Annotated in this window: 16 protein-coding genes and 1 pseudogene; 6 read left to right on the top strand and 11 right to left on the bottom strand. The window is 49.4% G+C overall.

Translation table 11 applies throughout. From position 1 onward, the window contains the following. The first annotated feature begins 202 nt into the window (after positions 1-202). Positions 203-1,834 (top strand): ABC transporter ATP-binding protein, encoded by a 1,632-nt coding sequence (locus tag E8E00_RS06015; protein ID WP_096628610.1) that lies wholly within the window; start codon positions 203-205, stop codon positions 1,832-1,834. A 72-nt stretch (positions 1,835-1,906) separates the two neighbouring features. Here E8E00_RS06015 and E8E00_RS06010 read toward each other — a convergent pair whose 3' ends face one another. Further along, on the bottom strand, positions 1,907-3,424 hold the full coding sequence (locus tag E8E00_RS06010) for a fumarate hydratase (RefSeq protein ID WP_096631408.1): 1,518 nt from the start codon (positions 3,422-3,424) through the stop codon (positions 1,907-1,909). Positions 3,425-3,662: 238 nt separating this feature from the next. Between E8E00_RS06010 and pabB the strand changes: the two genes are divergently transcribed. The 4 genes from pabB to E8E00_RS05990 all read left to right on the top strand — a co-directional run bounded on the left by pabB (position 3,663) and on the right by E8E00_RS05990 (position 9,077). After that, entirely contained in the window at positions 3,663-5,045 is a 1,383-nt protein-coding gene (gene pabB / locus E8E00_RS06005; RefSeq protein WP_096628612.1) for an aminodeoxychorismate synthase component 1, read from the top strand. A 25-nt stretch (positions 5,046-5,070) separates the two neighbouring features. Next, positions 5,071-5,970 carry a CoA pyrophosphatase gene (locus E8E00_RS06000; protein WP_096628614.1) on the top strand — a complete coding sequence of 300 codons (900 nt, stop codon included), beginning with the start codon at positions 5,071-5,073 and terminating at the stop codon, positions 5,968-5,970. Positions 5,971-6,219: 249 nt separating this feature from the next. After that, positions 6,220-7,491, top strand: a complete 1,272-nt coding sequence (locus tag E8E00_RS05995) for a serine/threonine transporter (protein WP_069587267.1) — start codon at positions 6,220-6,222, stop codon at positions 7,489-7,491. Between the two features lie 224 nt (positions 7,492-7,715). Continuing rightward, positions 7,716-9,077 carry an L-serine ammonia-lyase gene (locus E8E00_RS05990; protein ID WP_077639407.1) on the top strand — a complete coding sequence of 454 codons (1,362 nt, stop codon included), beginning with the start codon at positions 7,716-7,718 and terminating at the stop codon, positions 9,075-9,077. A 153-nt stretch (positions 9,078-9,230) separates the two neighbouring features. Here E8E00_RS05990 and E8E00_RS05985 read toward each other — a convergent pair whose 3' ends face one another. Both E8E00_RS05985 and nfsA read right to left on the bottom strand, forming a co-directional pair. Then, positions 9,231-9,824 carry a GPR1/FUN34/YaaH family transporter gene (locus E8E00_RS05985; RefSeq protein WP_069587264.1) on the bottom strand — a complete coding sequence of 198 codons (594 nt, stop codon included), beginning with the start codon at positions 9,822-9,824 and terminating at the stop codon, positions 9,231-9,233. A 264-nt stretch (positions 9,825-10,088) separates the two neighbouring features. Then, positions 10,089-10,811 (bottom strand): oxygen-insensitive NADPH nitroreductase, encoded by a 723-nt coding sequence (gene nfsA / locus E8E00_RS05980; RefSeq protein WP_096628616.1) that lies wholly within the window; start codon positions 10,809-10,811, stop codon positions 10,089-10,091. Between the two features lie 240 nt (positions 10,812-11,051). Here nfsA and E8E00_RS05975 point away from each other — a divergent pair, with 240 nt between their 5' ends. After that, positions 11,052-11,318: a GrxA family glutaredoxin gene (locus tag E8E00_RS05975; RefSeq protein ID WP_069587260.1), complete on the top strand. Its 267-nt coding sequence runs from the start codon at positions 11,052-11,054 to the stop codon at positions 11,316-11,318. A 69-nt stretch (positions 11,319-11,387) separates the two neighbouring features. On the opposite strand, the gene E8E00_RS05970 is transcribed toward E8E00_RS05975, so the two are convergent. The 8 genes and pseudogenes from E8E00_RS05970 to E8E00_RS05935 all read right to left on the bottom strand — a co-directional run bounded on the left by E8E00_RS05970 (position 11,388) and on the right by E8E00_RS05935 (position 15,767). Further along, positions 11,388-11,660: a DUF4282 domain-containing protein gene (locus E8E00_RS05970; RefSeq protein ID WP_096628619.1), complete on the bottom strand. Its 273-nt coding sequence runs from the start codon at positions 11,658-11,660 to the stop codon at positions 11,388-11,390. Between the two features lie 45 nt (positions 11,661-11,705). Continuing rightward, a complete protein-coding gene (locus E8E00_RS05965) occupies positions 11,706-11,969 on the bottom strand; it encodes a Txe/YoeB family addiction module toxin (RefSeq protein ID WP_096628621.1) in 264 nt (87 codons plus the stop codon). Then, the gene (locus E8E00_RS05960) at positions 11,966-12,208 is read right to left on the bottom strand and encodes a type II toxin-antitoxin system Phd/YefM family antitoxin (RefSeq protein WP_021022842.1); all 243 of its coding nucleotides are present in this window, start codon (positions 12,206-12,208) and stop codon (positions 11,966-11,968) included. Before E8E00_RS05960 ends, E8E00_RS05965 begins: the two co-directional genes overlap by 4 nt. A gap of 87 nt (positions 12,209-12,295) precedes the next feature. Next, complete coding sequence (locus tag E8E00_RS05955; RefSeq protein WP_096628623.1) at positions 12,296-13,111, bottom strand: arylamine N-acetyltransferase; 816 nt, start codon at positions 13,109-13,111, stop codon at positions 12,296-12,298. 60 nt (positions 13,112-13,171) lie between these two features. Next, a complete protein-coding gene (locus E8E00_RS05950; RefSeq protein ID WP_096628625.1) occupies positions 13,172-13,660 on the bottom strand; it encodes a GNAT family N-acetyltransferase in 489 nt (162 codons plus the stop codon). Between the two features lie 121 nt (positions 13,661-13,781). Continuing rightward, complete coding sequence (locus E8E00_RS05945; RefSeq protein ID WP_096628628.1) at positions 13,782-14,423, bottom strand: LysE family translocator; 642 nt, start codon at positions 14,421-14,423, stop codon at positions 13,782-13,784. 27 nt (positions 14,424-14,450) lie between these two features. Further along, a pseudogene (locus tag E8E00_RS05940) lies at positions 14,451-14,657 on the bottom strand (GNAT family N-acetyltransferase); the annotation flags it as partial. Between the two features lie 54 nt (positions 14,658-14,711). Continuing rightward, on the bottom strand, positions 14,712-15,767 hold the full coding sequence (locus E8E00_RS05935; protein WP_096628633.1) for a lipase family protein: 1,056 nt from the start codon (positions 15,765-15,767) through the stop codon (positions 14,712-14,714). Positions 15,768-16,161: the final 394 nt, after the last annotated feature.

Raw genomic sequence — 16,161 nt, 5'->3', positions numbered from 1 at the left:
CATCTAGGGGATATGTTGATGAGCTTGGCTCACAAATATCAACCCAACATGATTGAACCAGAGCAAGTGGCATCCCCACTCGCTTAATCTCTAACAATCGAGCGCTAGCCCTGTGTCGAGCATGCACGTGTAATGCCTTGATACCTTGTACGACAATCTTGGGCTGGCGAGTGACGTCGAATAATCAACCAGTGAGGTGATGATGTCTTCATCTGCTTCTAAGCCACTGCTTAGTGTCAATAATCTAAGCGTGTCATTTACCACGAACGATGGCATCGTTGATGCTGTAAAAAACGTCAGCTTTGACATCATGCCCGGCGAGACACTCGCCATTGTGGGTGAGTCAGGCTCGGGGAAATCCGTATCCAGCAGTGCCGTAATGGGCTTGCTCCCCAACAACGCCATCGTCAAACCAGAGTCACAAATCTCGTTTAACGACACCGATGTGTTGCGCCTTTCTACCAAGCAGATGCAAGCGATGCGCGGCAACCGTGTTGCCATGATTTTCCAAGAGCCGATGACCTCACTGAACCCCTACATGCGTGTCGGTGAACAGCTGACCGAGGCGATTCAGTGCCACCACCGCACCACACCTGCGAAAGCCAAAGAGCGCATTATCGAGTTGCTGAAATTAGTGCAGCTGCCTAACCCAACTGGCGCACTTGAAAAGTATCCGCACGAATTCTCAGGCGGCCAGTTGCAGCGGATCATGATCGCAATGGCGCTGGTCAACGAGCCCGATTTGCTGATCGCCGACGAACCGACCACCGCATTGGACGTAACCGTACAAGCCGAGGTATTGAATCTGATCGGCGATCTGCAAAAGAAAATGGGCATGGCGATCATGTTCATCTCACACGATTTAGGCGTAGTGAAACACTTGGCTGACCGTGTTGTGGTGATGTGTAAAGGTGAAGTGGTAGAGACTAACGAAACCCAAGCACTATTCGCCGATCCGCAAGAAGACTACACCAAGATGCTGATTGATGCAGTGCCTCGCGGGCGCAAAGAAGCCCCACAAGAGGACGCAGAAAATCTCTTGTCGGTGGATAACGTCACCATCAAATATTTCTTGGGCGCTGACTTCTTTGGCGGCAATAAGCGCTATTTTGAAGCGGTGAGCAACATCAGTTTGTCACTACGCCGCGGTGAGACCCTCGGTATCGTGGGTGAATCTGGCTCCGGTAAATCCACGCTTGGGCGTGCCATTATGCGTCTGCTCCCCGTCGCGGAAGGCAGTGTGCGTTTTAAAGGCCAAGACATTCACGACATTAAAAACAGCGAAAACAAAGCGCTGTGTCGTGATATGCAGATGGTGTTCCAAGACCCATTTGGCTCTCTGTCGCCACGCATGACGGTGGGTGAGATTGTCGCCGAAGGCCTTCGTACTCACTTCCCTGAGCTGAGTAAAAAAGAGCGCCTCGATCGCGTTAAAGATGCGCTTTATGAAGTACGCCTTGATAGCTCTGCAATTAACCGTTATCCACATGAGTTTTCAGGCGGCCAGCGTCAACGTATCGCGATTGCGCGTGCCCTGATCCTCAACCCAGCATTCATTCTGCTTGATGAACCAACGTCTGCACTGGACCGCTCCGTCCAATTGACCGTCATCGACTTGCTGAAAGATATTCAGAAACGCCACAACATTGGCTACCTGTTTATCAGCCACGATTTGAGTGTGGTTCGAGCTCTGTCTGATCGCGTGATGGTGATGCAAAAAGGGAAAGTGATGGAAGCAGGTACGCCAGAAGAAATCTTCCATAACCCGCAACACGAATACACACGTAACCTGATTGCTGCCTCATTCGATCTCGACGAAGAGGAAGTCGCCTAACGCAGACGCGTGGTGATACGGTAAAAAAAATGCGCCAAAATTGGCGCATTTTTTATTGCTTTTCATGACAGACTAGCTGTCCATTTCCGCAATTTTCACTTTCCAAGTATCCGGACCAATTTGGTGCGCGTTCTGCCCTTGCGAGTCAACCGCGACGGTCACCGGCATGTCTTCGACTTCAAACTCATAAATCGCTTCCATACCCAGATCTTCAAACGCCACCACGCGCGCTTTCTTAATCGCCTTCGATACCAGATAGGCAGCACCGCCAACAGCCATTAAGTAAACGGCTTTGTGGTTTTTGATCGATTCTACCGCCGCTGGACCGCGCTCGGCTTTACCAATCATGCCCATCAAGCCGGTTTCGGCGAGCATCATATCGGTAAATTTATCCATACGTGTTGAGGTGGTTGGCCCAGCCGGACCGACAACTTCATCACGAACCGCATCTACAGGGCCGACGTAATAGATAAAGCGACCGTTAAAATCGACTCCATCAGGCAACCCTTCGCTATTGCGTAGCATTTCTTGAATACGTTTATGCGCCGCATCACGCCCGGTCAGAATTTTGCCCGAGAGCAAGACAGTTTCACCGGTTTTCCAGCTCTGTACATCTTCTTTGGTGACCGTATCAAGATTTACGCGGCGGACGTTGTCGCCCACTTCCCACGTCACTTGCGGCCACTCTTCCAATTTCGGTGGAGTCAGGTCCGCCGGCCCAGTCCCATCAAGCGTAAAGTGCACATGGCGAGTCGCGGCGCAGTTGGGGATCAAACACACAGGTTTTGAGGCAGCATGCGTGGGAGTCGTTTTCACTTTTACGTCAACCACAGTCGTTAAACCGCCAAGCCCTTGTGCACCGATACCTAGCTTGTTCACACGATTGAAAATATCGAGACGTAGCGCTTCTTCGGCATTGCTTGGACCACGGTCGATAAGCTCTTGAATATCAATGTGCTCCATCAGCGACTCTTTCGCCAACACCGCCGCTTTTTCCGCCGTGCCGCCGATACCAATGCCTAACATCCCCGGAGGACACCAGCCCGCGCCCATTGTAGGCAGCGTTTTTTCCACCCACTCGGCCACATCGTCCGACGGGTTGAGCATCACCATCTTGGTTTTGTTCTCTGACCCGCCCCCTTTGGCAGCAATTTGAATATCGACCGTATTGCCCGGCACCATATCAATGTGAACCACCGCTGGGCTGTTATCGCGGGTGTTTTGGCGCTTACCCGCAGGATCGGCGACCACAGAGGCACGCAGTGGATTATCTGGGTTGGTGTATGCGCGTCGCACGCCTTCATCGACCATCTGCTGAACGGTCATATCATGGCGATCCCACTGTACCGCCATACCCACTTTGACAAAGCAGGTCACAATGCCGGTATCTTGGCAAATCGGACGTTGCCCTTCTGCCGACATGCGGGAGTTAATCAAAATTTGTGCAATGGCGTCTTTCGCCGCTTGGCTTTGCTCCTTGTGGTAGGCTTTTTCTAGGGCTTGAACAAAATCAAGGGGATGGTAGTAAGAGATATATTGCAGGGCATCTGCAACACTTTCGATCACGTCTTGCTGTTTAATTGTGGTCATCATTGCCTCTGGTGTCATTTGCAGGACCCAAAGCGGGTATCCAGTGTGGGGGAGCCTTCCCCTCGTTATTATCGTTACGTCTGTTGAGCACGCACACCCTGTGATTATAGAAGCCGCGGGTTTACATGACCTCGGCGGGTTTATTCAGTGTGCGTCTGCCGGAAAAGGCCTTGCTATGATACGCTTAGCGCTATTCTCGCGCCATACAGCGCATCAATCGTGATCACAAAAAAGAAGAATGCAGCCACAAAACGCCACTATGCTGACCACTACACCGATTCCTTACGCAACAGACTTGGCCCTCACCCTGTTTAATAACATTGCCCACCAGCCTTGGGCCATGCTGTTGCACTCGGCAACCCGTACCCATCCGGACAGTCGTTTTGATATTGTGGTCGCCGATCCTCTTGCCACCGTGACGGCGCGAAACGGTCAGGTTACCACCCATTACACCGCCAGTGGCGACACCCAAACACACATCGACGATCCATTTACATGGGTAAGTTCGCTTCAAGCGCAGCTACTCCCCGATATCGACGCTATCGAGCCCTGGCCCTTTATTGGCGGGGCGCTGGGCTATTTCGGCTATGATTTGGGCCGATGTGTGGAAACCTTGCCCGTCATTGCCCGTGATGAACTCGATGTGCCAGACATGGCCGTGGGGATTTATGATTGGGCGCTGATTGTGGATCACCACCAGCAAACGGCAGTGGTAATTGCACCGGATAGTGACACACGTTGGGTATGGCTTAACCGCCAGCAGGCGCCGCAAACCACACCATTCGAGCTCACCGAAACCTGGCAAGCCAACATGAGCGAAGCGGATTACACCGCCAAATTCGCCAAGGTCAAAGACTACCTGCATGCCGGCGATTGCTATCAAATCAACTTGGCCCAACGCTTTAGCGCACGCTATCAAGGCGACGAGTGGCAAGCCTACCGCAAACTCGCCACCAGCAATGGCGCGCCGTTTTCTGGATTTATCCGCTTAGCTGACAGCGCTGTGCTCTCGGTCTCGCCGGAGCGCTTTTTATCCGTGCACGACAAACACATCGAAACCAAACCCATTAAGGGCACACGACCACGCTTTAGCGACCCCGAACAAGATGCCGACAGCGCTCACGCGTTGAAATCAGCCAGCAAAGATCGGGCGGAGAACTTGATGATTGTTGACTTGTTACGTAACGATATCGGTCGTGTCGCCTCGCCAGGTAGCGTTTCTGTGCCTAAACTCTTTGATATAGAGAGTTTTCCTGCGGTACACCACTTAGTCAGCACGGTCACCGGCACTCTGCCCGAGGACAGAATTGCGCTTGAACTGCTACGCGCCGCCTTTCCGGGCGGATCGATAACCGGCGCCCCCAAAGTGCGTGCCATGGAAATTATCGAAGAGCTTGAGCCGCACCGACGTCATGTCTATTGCGGTAGTTTCGCTTACCTCAGTCGTTGTGGCCGAATGGACTCTAGCATCACCATCCGCACCTTGGTGGGGCATCAAGGCCAGCTCCATGTCTGGGCAGGCGGTGGATTGGTTGCCGACAGTGAAGCCGACGCGGAATACCAAGAAACACTCGATAAGGTCAGTCGTATCCTACCCGTTCTAGCACAGTCCGATGGGTAAGCGGCAGGAATAAAGAGAGGTTGTTATGACAGAGATTGCTCCCCCACGAATGTGGACATCACACCGCTTCGCGGCATCCATGCGTGCCTCAAGCCAAGGTGAGGGAGCACCTGCCTCAGCGCCACAATATGCGCTCGATCATAACCCACTGTTTATCGACCATCCTTTGCAGCACGTGGCTGCAACCCCTGCTTATTTCAGCGATCATACAATAAACAGTCGCCACATTGCCGCCAGCCAAGAGAGCTTGTCGCCGGCGGTGCCCCCGCACTGGGAGCGAGGAGAGAGAAAAACGCGTACACCACTGCAACCAAATGACATTCTCCAACGCTTTAGCCTCAGCCCACTGGCACGTCACGACAATCGTATTCTTAACCGCGTTCGACTCGCCCCCCGCATTCTACGCGGATTAGACTTTCAACCGGCAGCAGTACTGATCGGCTTAGTGGCGCGCCCCAACGGCATTCAGTTGATTTTGACCCGCCGCGCCGATCATTTAAAACATCATCCAGGCCAAGTGAGCTTTCCCGGCGGTAAGCGCGAAACGGTCGATTGCGACAACATCGCGACTGCAACCCGCGAGATGTGGGAAGAAACCGGCATTCAGGTTGGCCGCGAACACATCATTGGCGAGCTTTGTCCTCTGCCCACCGTCACCGGTTACTACATTCATCCGGTGCTGGCATGGGTGGATCCCCAGTACCAACCGATACTGGATGACAACGAAGTGGCCGAATGTTTTGAAGTGCCTCTTGATACTCTGTGCCAACCCGGCCATATCCGCGAACAATCCTTTTATCTCTACGGACAATGGCATCCAGTTGCCGCGTTTTATCATCAAAACCGGTTAATATGGGGCGCAACGGCACAACTTTTACGTGCGCTGGTCACGCAATTATCATTACATGTCTCTTGCTCAAGATAACCGCAAAAACCATGCAATAAGTACTGTTTTTAGTGCATGTTGGTGCTTATTTATCCAACAGAAAATTTGACACTTTTGCCGATATTGTTGGCCATTACTGACAAGTTAGGTGATTATCGTCACACTTTGGTGCAATAGTCTCGTCTCTCTTTTTCATATAGCGATCCAGCTCTTGGTTTTCTGCGTGGAAATCGCCAGAATTCGCCATCCCTGATTTCTGTTCCCCTACACAATGTGAGTAGTATTGTTATGCAAACGACCTCGACCACAGGTACCAGTGCGACATCGCGCCTGCGCTGGACCAAACAAGATACAACTTGGGCGCTCTCTCTTTTTGGCACCGCGGTAGGCGCTGGCATCCTGTTCTTGCCGATTAACGCCGGCATGCACGGATTCTGGCCGCTCGTAGTGATGACGCTGCTTGTTGGCCCCATGACCTTTTTTGCCCACCGTGGCCTATCTCGCTTTGTTCTATCTTCAAAGAAGCCCGGCAGCGATATCACCGAAGTGGTTGAAGAACACTTTGGCGCGACCGCGGGTAAGATCATCACCCTGCTCTACTTTTTTGCTATTTACCCTATCGTGTTGATCTACGGCGTCGGTATCACCAACACCGTTGATTCTTTCTTGGTAAATCAGCTAGGTATGGCCTCACCGCCACGCGTGATCCTGTCACTGGTTCTGATCCTCGGTATGATGGCTATCATGCTGCTGGGTGAGAAAATCATGCTACGCGTAACCCAGTTCTTGGTTTACCCTCTGGTCGGTATCTTGCTGTTTATGTCGCTATACCTGATCCCTGAGTGGAACACGGCGGCGCTATCACAAGTCCCTTCTGTTGGTGATTTTACCATCACTCTTTGGATTTCTATCCCAGTGTTGGTCTTCGCGTTTAACCACAGCCCAGCGATTTCAGCGTTCTCAATGGCACAAAGCCGTGATCACGGTAAAGATGCCGAGCAGAAATCTGCGCAAATCTTGCTGCGTGCGGCAGGTATGCTACTTGGCTTCGTGATGCTGTTCGTGTTCTCTTGCGTACTATCACTGACCCCTGCCGATCTGGCAGCGGCGAAATCAGAAAACATCGCGATTCTTTCTTACCTCGCTAACAAGCACGAAAGCCCATTCATTTCGTACCTAGGTCCTATCGTCGCGTTCGTGGCTATCGTCTCTTCGTTCTTCGGTCACTACTTAGGTGCTCGTGAAGGTCTGAACGGTTTGATCGTCAAAGTGATGCGTGGCGCCGATAACAAACCAGTTAACCGCAAGAAAATCGACGTGTTCACTGTGGTCTTCATGATCCTGACCATTTGGCTGGTTGCGACCCTAAACCCAAGCATTCTGGGTATGATTGAATCACTTGGCGGCCCAATCATTGCCACCATCCTATTCATTATGCCAATGTACGCCGTGAAAAATGTGCCAGCAATGAAGAAGTATTCAGGTACAATTAGCAACGCCTTTGTATTGGTCATGGGTTTGATTGCAATCTCAGCCATTCTTTACGGTTTGTTCTTCTAAATCGCAATAAAATGCGTGATAGTCATAGAGGTGACTATCGGGATGACTCAGTCAACCGCATCCATCGATGTTTGCGGTGATTCCCAAAAAATCAGGAGTGGGGCTTGCCCTGCTCCTGATTCTCATTACGAGCGCGGTATCGCTCGTTATCACAGTCAATACCACGGACGGATTGCGTAAACACTAAATCCATTGCCCTTAGGGCATTGACTGAGGTAAGACACATGATCAGTGTTTTTGACATTTTTAAGATTGGTGTAGGTCCTTCCAGCTCTCACACCGTTGGCCCAATGAAAGCCGGTAAATGCTTTATTGATGAGCTCGTCGCGAATCAACGTTTAACCGACGTCGATCGGATTAGCGTTGATGTCTACGGCTCTTTGTCTCTCACCGGTAAAGGCCACCACACCGACATCGCTATCATCATGGGCCTTGCAGGCAACAGCCCTGAAACCGTTGATATTGACTCTATTCCTGGCTTCGTCAAACGCGTCGAAGACACCGAGCAATTGCCGCTGGGCGAACAGCAGCATGTGGTCGCTTTTCCGCGTGACGGTGGAATGAACTTCCATACCTCCAACCTCTCCTTGCACGAAAACGGCATGCAAATCCATGCGTGGCAAGGTGATGAGTGTGTGCTGAGCAAAACCTACTACTCGATCGGCGGCGGTTTTATTGTCGAAGAAGCCGAGTTCGGTCAGCCTGCCATGCAAACGGTGGAGGTCCCTTACGACTTCAATACCGCAGACGGCTTGTTGGCGCTCACGCAAGAAACCGGTTTTTCCATCAGCGGTTTGGTCATGGCCAACATGCGTGCCATGCACAGCCAAGAAGAAATCGATACCTACTTTGCTGACATTTGGAAAACCATGCAGGCGTGTATGAACCGCGGCATGGAAAACGAAGGGGTACTTCCGGGACCTCTGCGTGTGCCACGCCGTGCCGCTGCGCTGCGTAACCAATTAAAAACCAGCGAAAAATACAACATTGATCCGATGGCCGTAGTGGATTGGGTGAACATGTTCGCCTTTGCCGTCAACGAAGAAAACGCCGCCGGTGGCCGTGTCGTAACCGCACCAACCAATGGCGCGTGCGGCATTATCCCCGCCGTACTGGCCTATTACGATAAATTTATCGAAACCGTCGACAAGCAAACCTACACGCGCTATTTCGCCGCATCCGGTGCAATTGGTGGCTTGTATAAGCAAAACGCCTCAATTTCTGGTGCAGAAGTCGGCTGCCAAGGCGAAGTAGGCGTTGCCTGCTCTATGGCCGCAGCAGGCTTGGCCGAGCTAATGGGTGGTAGCCCTCATCAAGTGTGCATGGCGGCAGAAATCGCTATGGAGCACAACCTCGGTTTGACCTGTGACCCAGTTGCGGGCCAAGTGCAAGTGCCTTGTATCGAGCGCAATGGTATTGCCGCGGTGAAAGCGATTAACGCCTCTCGTATGGCGCTTCAACGCTCTTCCGAGCCACGTGTTTCTTTGGATAAAGTCATCGAAACCATGATGGAGACCGGTAAAGACATGAATGCAAAATACCGTGAAACATCGCAAGGCGGTCTTGCGGTTAAGGTGATGTGCTAACCGTCTTTGACGCGATAAGCACCGTTCACACGGTATAAAAAAGCCCGAGTTCGTCATGAACTCGGGCTTTTTATTTGGGCTTAGCGCTAACCTATTACGCCTCAGCGAAGCCACGATAACCGCGTGAGCCTATACGCCCACGCGGTATAGCGATTAAGCGGCGTGTTGCGCCACAGCTGCCTGTGGCTGTTTGTCGCCCACTGGCAAAATAGTGCGACCATATTCTTCGTTTAGCACTTGCGCCATCGCGAAATAGATCGCGCTTAAACCACACACAATCCCCTCAAAGCCTGCAATGGTGCCAATAAAGGCACTGCCAGTGAAATCACGTGCGGCAAGTAGGAAGAACAGTACCGTCAAACTACCGAAAACAAACTGCTTGGCGAAGCAATAGCGCAGTGAGCCGATAAACATAAAGCCGGTAAACAAGCCCCACATGACCAAATACCATCCCATAAATGCGGCTGGGCTGGCCTCAGCAATGCCAAGCTTTGGCATCACAATCAAACCAACCAGCGTCAACCAAAACAGGCCGTATGAGGTAAACGCTGTAGTGCCAAAGGTGTTGCCCTTTTTAAATTCCATGATGCCCACGATCACTTGCGCTAGGCCTCCGTAGAACAGGCCCATCGCCAAAATCATGCTATCAATCGGAAAGAACCCGGCATTATGAATGTTTAACAGCACGGTTGTCATACCGAAACCCATCAACCCCAAAGGCGCTGGATTAGCCAATTTGTTTTCCATAGTTACCCTACTTCGAAAAAATATGATTCAAAAGTCAAAAACTGTGCTCACAACCCTAAGGAAAAATGATCGTACAGCACAAAAACGCGGCAATATTACGGGTTATACCAAGGATGTAAATAGGTTTTGGCGCATTAAGGAAAAATCCAACTTTAAGCCAACAAAACAGTGAGAAAACTTAGGCACATTGCGCCCAAAAACATAAAAAAAGCAGCGTAATGCTGCTTTTTTACACGGTGAATATGAAAGGGAAACTTGATGCGTTTAGCGGGTGCTAAAACCCTGCTTATTCACGAAATCCTTCATAAATGGGCGCGACTCTTTTTCCAATGTTGCCGAGATCTGCTCGCTCCACGACATATCTTTGTTGCCCCCCGTGCGGGTTTGATAATACTCGCGTACTTGCTGGTCGTATTCACCAAGCGCTTTTTCATCCATCGCTTGGTAGCTGTTCTCGTGCACTAACAAAGATGCAGGCAACTTAGGCTTGCGCTCCGGATCTTGAGCGGGCACCCCTAAACACATTCCAAATAAAGGCAACACATGTTTAGGTAATGCCAACAACTCAGCTACGTTGCTCGGCTGGTTACGTAGGCCACCAATATATACGCCGCCTAGGCCCATCGACTCTGCCGCCACCATGGCATTTTGCGCCATCAGCGCGCTATCAATGGCACCGATAAGCGTTTGCTCAGTGAAACCTAGTTGGGCATTTGGACTGATTTGCTCATGGCGATGGAAATCGGCACACCACACTAAAAATTCCGCACAGTCGGCCACATACGCTTGGTTGCCCGCGTATTCCGCCAATAAACGTCGTTTTTCTTTGTCCGTCACACGGATAATGCTGGTGCACTGCAAGAAACTTGAGCTGGATACTGCGCGCGCCGCATCAATAATCTGGGTCAATTGCTCGGAAGAAATCGCGTCTTGAGTAAATTTACGAATAGAGCGGTGAGAAAGCAGTGTCTCAATCGTTGGATTCATGATGGGTCCTTTCAATCGGTATAACATCAGGTGATACGGGTATACACTTTTCTATACGGTGTCGCAAACCATTGCTCTACCTACTATTCCGCCATATTGTTAGCCATCCGCGTCACACAAGGCCTTACGTGCGGTGAAAAAGAACAATCGATTTTTTCTATCAATGCAAAAGGTAATTTCGTCTTTTTTCTTACCCGGGGATCGGGCATAGTAAACTCATTGATGCTAAAGGAGATGACTATGTTCGTCGTAATTTTTGGCCGCCCTGGCTGCCCGTTCTGTGTTCGCGCAAAAGATTTGGCTGAAGAATTGAAAACAAGCCGTGAAGATTTCAACTACCGCTATGTGGATATCCACGCAGAAGGTATCAGCAAAGCCGATCTGGAAAAAACCGTCGGTAAACCGGTTGAAACCGTGCCACAAATCTTTGTTGACCAAGAGCACGTTGGCGGCTTTACCGAATTTGAAGCCTACGCCAAAGAAAACCTCGGCCTGTATCAAGAATAAGGCGCCGATAATCTTACTAAAAAGCCAGCATCTCGCTGGCTTTTTTAATCCTCAACGCTATCAACGCATTTACACGTCTGAACGCTCTTTCACCTCTTTGAGGCTTTGAAGATTTTCGTTGATTTTAAAAATCACAATCATCAACTCACACCAAATTCTTGCTCCTACTGCACCGGCAACAATGGTAAATAGGCCAATGGCAATGTTTTCCAGCCGCACCCCACCGTAGCCTCCAAACATGGTGCCTAACCCCGAAGCTAATGCAATCAGTAACAACAGCCAATACAGTCCGGTGACCAGTTTTGGCGTCAACATCGAATTAAAAAAGAAGATAGATTTCACACTTTGTTCCTTAAAAAAATGAGAGAAGAGTATTCGAATTAGCCACTATTCATAATGGCTCCAGAGCCTGAGCACTTTCACCACTTGTTCATCCTCGAGGACTTGATAGACCAAGCGATGTTGAATATTAATACGGCGTGAATAGGCACCAGTGAGATCGCCGACAAGCTTTTCAAATGGAGGAGGTTTACGGTAGGGGTCGTCTTCAATCAGTGCTAACAGTTCTTGCGCTTTTGGTTTGAGGCCACTAGAAGCCAGCTTTTTTGCGTCTTTCTCGGCTTGTTTGGTGTAAACCAACTTCCATGTCACCAGTCCAACTCCTCATCGCATTCATCCGTCGGCGTGGCGATGCCTTCGCGAATTGACTCACGCATCCCTGGTACAGAAAGCAAATAGAGTGTTTCCTGAATGGCTGACCAGTCTTCTTCAGAAATCAGCACTGCTTTGTTACGTTTGCCCGCAATAACAATGGGCTGATGCGATTCGGCGGTTTCATCAATGAGCCGATACAATTTGCTACGCGCTTCAGTGGCAGTGATCCCCGTCATAGCGCCTCTCCGGTGATTGGTTTTTAAACAATTGTACGACATCGAGTACGTACGTCAAGACGAACGTACTCGTTAATATCCGCTCACTCAAACCGCCGCGTTGGCCATCACCTTTGAAAACGCAGTTTCCAATACCGCTTTGGGCGGTTGCAATAAAAACACCTCATGAACCAACTGAGTTAATGCCTCTATGCTATCGATGCTTTTCTCGGTAATAAGCTGCCCCGCCGTATCCCAGACCAAAAACTGCTGATTACGAATCAAATAGCGGTGTGACGCGGTGATCAACGACACCACGAGGTTATTGACGAAAATGGCTTCGGGGTGTTGATGAGAATAGAAATGCGCCACTTCAAAGTCGGCTTCTACTACGTCATAAAGCTCGACCTCGTACAGCGTTAATGGTGGTTGGCCGGGCTCGTATAATACCACGGTCACCACATCGCCATTGCGCGTGATTTGATAGGTATCGTGCCCGATGGTGCAGGTGCGCTGGTTGATATTGAGTAACCCGCGCGGGGTTTTATTGCCAAAACCAACGTCCACTAGATAAGTCTCGCCATCGAGCTCAAGCACATTCATACGGTGAGTGCGCGGATTGGTGGGTTTACCATTGAGCATCACTCGCGCCAGCACACTGCGCACATCAAACCCCAAATGTTTCAGGGCAAGGTAGGCAATCTTGTTATGCTCAAAGCAATAGCCGCCTTGTTGGTTCACCACCAACCGCTCAAACAATGCATCCGTCTGTAAAGAAAGCGGCTGCCCCGCCAAGGCATTAAGGCTAGAAAACGCATACCGCGCCAAGTGCTTTTCAATAAGCTCAGTGACCAGTGCCACGCCCTTCATCTCACTCAACGCGAGGCGATGTAAATACTCTTCAATCATGGGTGCTGATGTCATCGTCGACTCCTTATGTGAATGGCACCAGATTAATCCCTCAAGTTGGGTTGAGGTAAAGTGCTAATCGGATGACAAGAGCGACTTTTCCATACGTAGCAATACCCATGACTCACCGCGAAATGAACGCATACCGCTTTCTCGAGAAGTGACCACAAACCCCAATGACTCATAGCACCGTTTAGCCGCGGTGTTGTGCTCAAACACTGCGAGCGATAGCACCCAAGCACGATATTCTGACGTGGCCAATTGGATAAGTTGGCTGAGCATTTGATTGGCGATGCCTTTACCGCGAAACGGCTTAGCAATAAAAACCCGACAAATGCGAAAGTGCGCCTCACTGGTTTTGACCAGCTCTGCGTATCCCGCGCTCTCCCTAGAGACAGAAAACATAAAAGGCCACACGTCGGGTTGTGCACAATGCTGGCTGATCTGATGCGCGTTTAACGGAAAATCGAAGGCTGGCCCGCCCCATTGGTAGTTTAATTCGTCTGATTCGATCCAGTTTATCAATCGCTCGTAGTCAGATTGGGTGAAGGCTCTGAGTGCCATTTATTGAAACTCCAATATGCATGATTACGTCAGCAACAGTGCGACAATTTTCTTTATCAAAGGGTTTAGCCCCTCGCGCAAGGCAATAACACGCTTACTCTAGAGCCTTGCGTGTCACGACTCACGCAGGATTGCGACTAAAAGCAGAGCGCAGCAATCCTAATCCTGCCAGCGCAAAGATCCCAGACACTACTCGCTCAACCCAATGCGCCACTTTTTGGTAGACGTTCATCACGCCGTTGATTGAAAACAACAGGGAGTACATCCCATTCACCAAAAAGCCGACCAGCATACAAGTCAGCACCGCAGCGACAAGAAATAGCCCATCGCTGCTTGAACCCATCCCAACCGACAAAGCCGCCATCCAAGCCACCACGGTTTTAGGATTAGAGGAATTTAAAACCACGCCACGAACAAACCACTTTCGGTATCCCACTTCATGATTGTCTTTTGTGGAGACCGTCGCGGCGGCGTTAAAAGATGATTTAAAAGAAAGGTAAGCCAGCCATAGAAGATAAACGCCACCCACGATTTTTAGCAGCATGAGTAAATATACCGACCCTTGTAGCACCACACCCAAGCCACTGGCGGCGACAATGCCCCAAAACAGCAGCCCAATGGACAACCCTGCGCCGTAAACAAGGCTGACTTTTCGCCCCTTACTCATGGCGACGGTTGCATTGGAGATGTTCGCCGGCCCCGGAGAGACCGCGACAACAAAAAATGCGAACCCAATTGAAACGAGTGATAAAACGTCAGTCATCCTTGCTCCTTGTTATCGATGTTGTGTTTAGAGTAGTTTTTCCATCGGCACGCAATCTAAACGGATCCCTTTTGGGGAGTGATACGTTGATACCTCATCGCCCACAAAGCCGCATGCGCGATAAAAAGGCGCTGCATTCAGCGTGGACTCGAGCGTTAGCAATCGCAAGCCCTGCTCTTTCGCTAGGTGCTCTAAAAACTGGATCATCTTTTTCGCCGCACCCCTGCCACTGTAATAAAAACGGATCCTTACTTGAATGCCTAGGGAAAGTGTCACGCTGTTACTGTTTCAATTCCTGCGCAAAGCTATAAATGCTAGCTTCGAACGGTAGACTGACATGCTATGGTCTGTTCCAAACTTTTTCCAGGTAAACTGCTTCCTCATCCATCCTTTAAGCCGATACCAAATATCAACATAAGTGAGTAACCTAGCCTTATCGTATTCACCAGTTTTGACATTTGTGAGAAAACGCATATCACCACCGTGAATATAACCTCCGAACTTATCTCGAAGAAAAGATTTTAATTTATCCCCCACTGCAGGTGTAAAACTTAAAATCCAAGAAAGAGGCTCTATAAGCATATTGGGTGGTGGTACCATAGTTACGCCATCAGACGCATTCACTACTCGGTAAATTGGTGTTTTCATTGTCATAAGCCAATGATCGTCTGACACTCTGGGGGCGCCAAATGTATAACATGCTGCATTACCGCCGCTATGAGTTATCCTCTTCGCAGCTATTGTTGCCAGTGCTCCGCCAAGAGAGTGCCCTGTGATGAATAATGGTAGTTCTCTATACTGTTCGAGTGCCTGATTGACTTCTACTTCGATTGAGTTAAATGCATCATGAAATCCAGAGTGAACTCTCCCCTCAGTCACACATTTAGTTAGAGTGGCACGAGCGTCTGACTTTATATCTTTTAACTCGAGTGGCTCAGTGCCACGAAATGATAAGACGATAAAATCATTAGTTTTAATCAATATTGCTTGGCTGCCATTTTCATTGAACGTAGCGACAAGTTCAGCATCAAGTTTCTGAAGTTGCTTTTCAAGAAGCCGCTTTTCTTTTACGTAATCATAACTAAACTTCTGTACAGCTAATAGAATTGATGCTTTTAGCATATGGCTATTTTCTTTCCCCGCCAAAAGCATACCCTCAATTCTTTTACCGACATCTTCTGTAATAACAGGCGGATTGAATTTAAAGTAAGCAAGTTCAGCAAAGCATGCCATTAACCAAGCCGTTCTATCACTATATGCCTCTCGATACATTGGGATGCTTTTTCCCAACAGTTCTTTGGCTTGTTTAATATCATCACTTGTTTCTATAACTAATTTCGACATAACTAATCCTTGTCAGTACTGAAAATTAAAAAAATATCCCTATAAATAACCACGCACCATTTTAAAACCATCACCCACCAAGCAATTATTTATAGGAAGAATTATTAATATCACGCAAGTATATAAAGCTCTATTTTTTTAACGAACACATATCTCGTTAAATTCTTCTTAACTCGTTCCCACGCTCCTGCATGGGAATGTATATGCATTTGAATCATAGTCAGGGTTCGCCACAAGATCACCGAACTACACTTGCGCTCTGTTCTAATACTAGCGGACAGAGTCAATACCTTTAGCGAACAAGCCAGTTCAATGCCCTAGAAAGAATAATATAACACTGGTTATGGTGCTTTTTGTGTTTGAATAATAGCATGAGATAGATATGCATTCCCAC

This window comes from Salinivibrio sp. YCSC6 (assembly GCF_004916735.1).
Lineage (GTDB): Bacteria > Pseudomonadota > Gammaproteobacteria > Enterobacterales > Vibrionaceae > Salinivibrio > Salinivibrio proteolyticus.
This window is presented reverse-complemented; position numbering and strand designations above follow the sequence as displayed.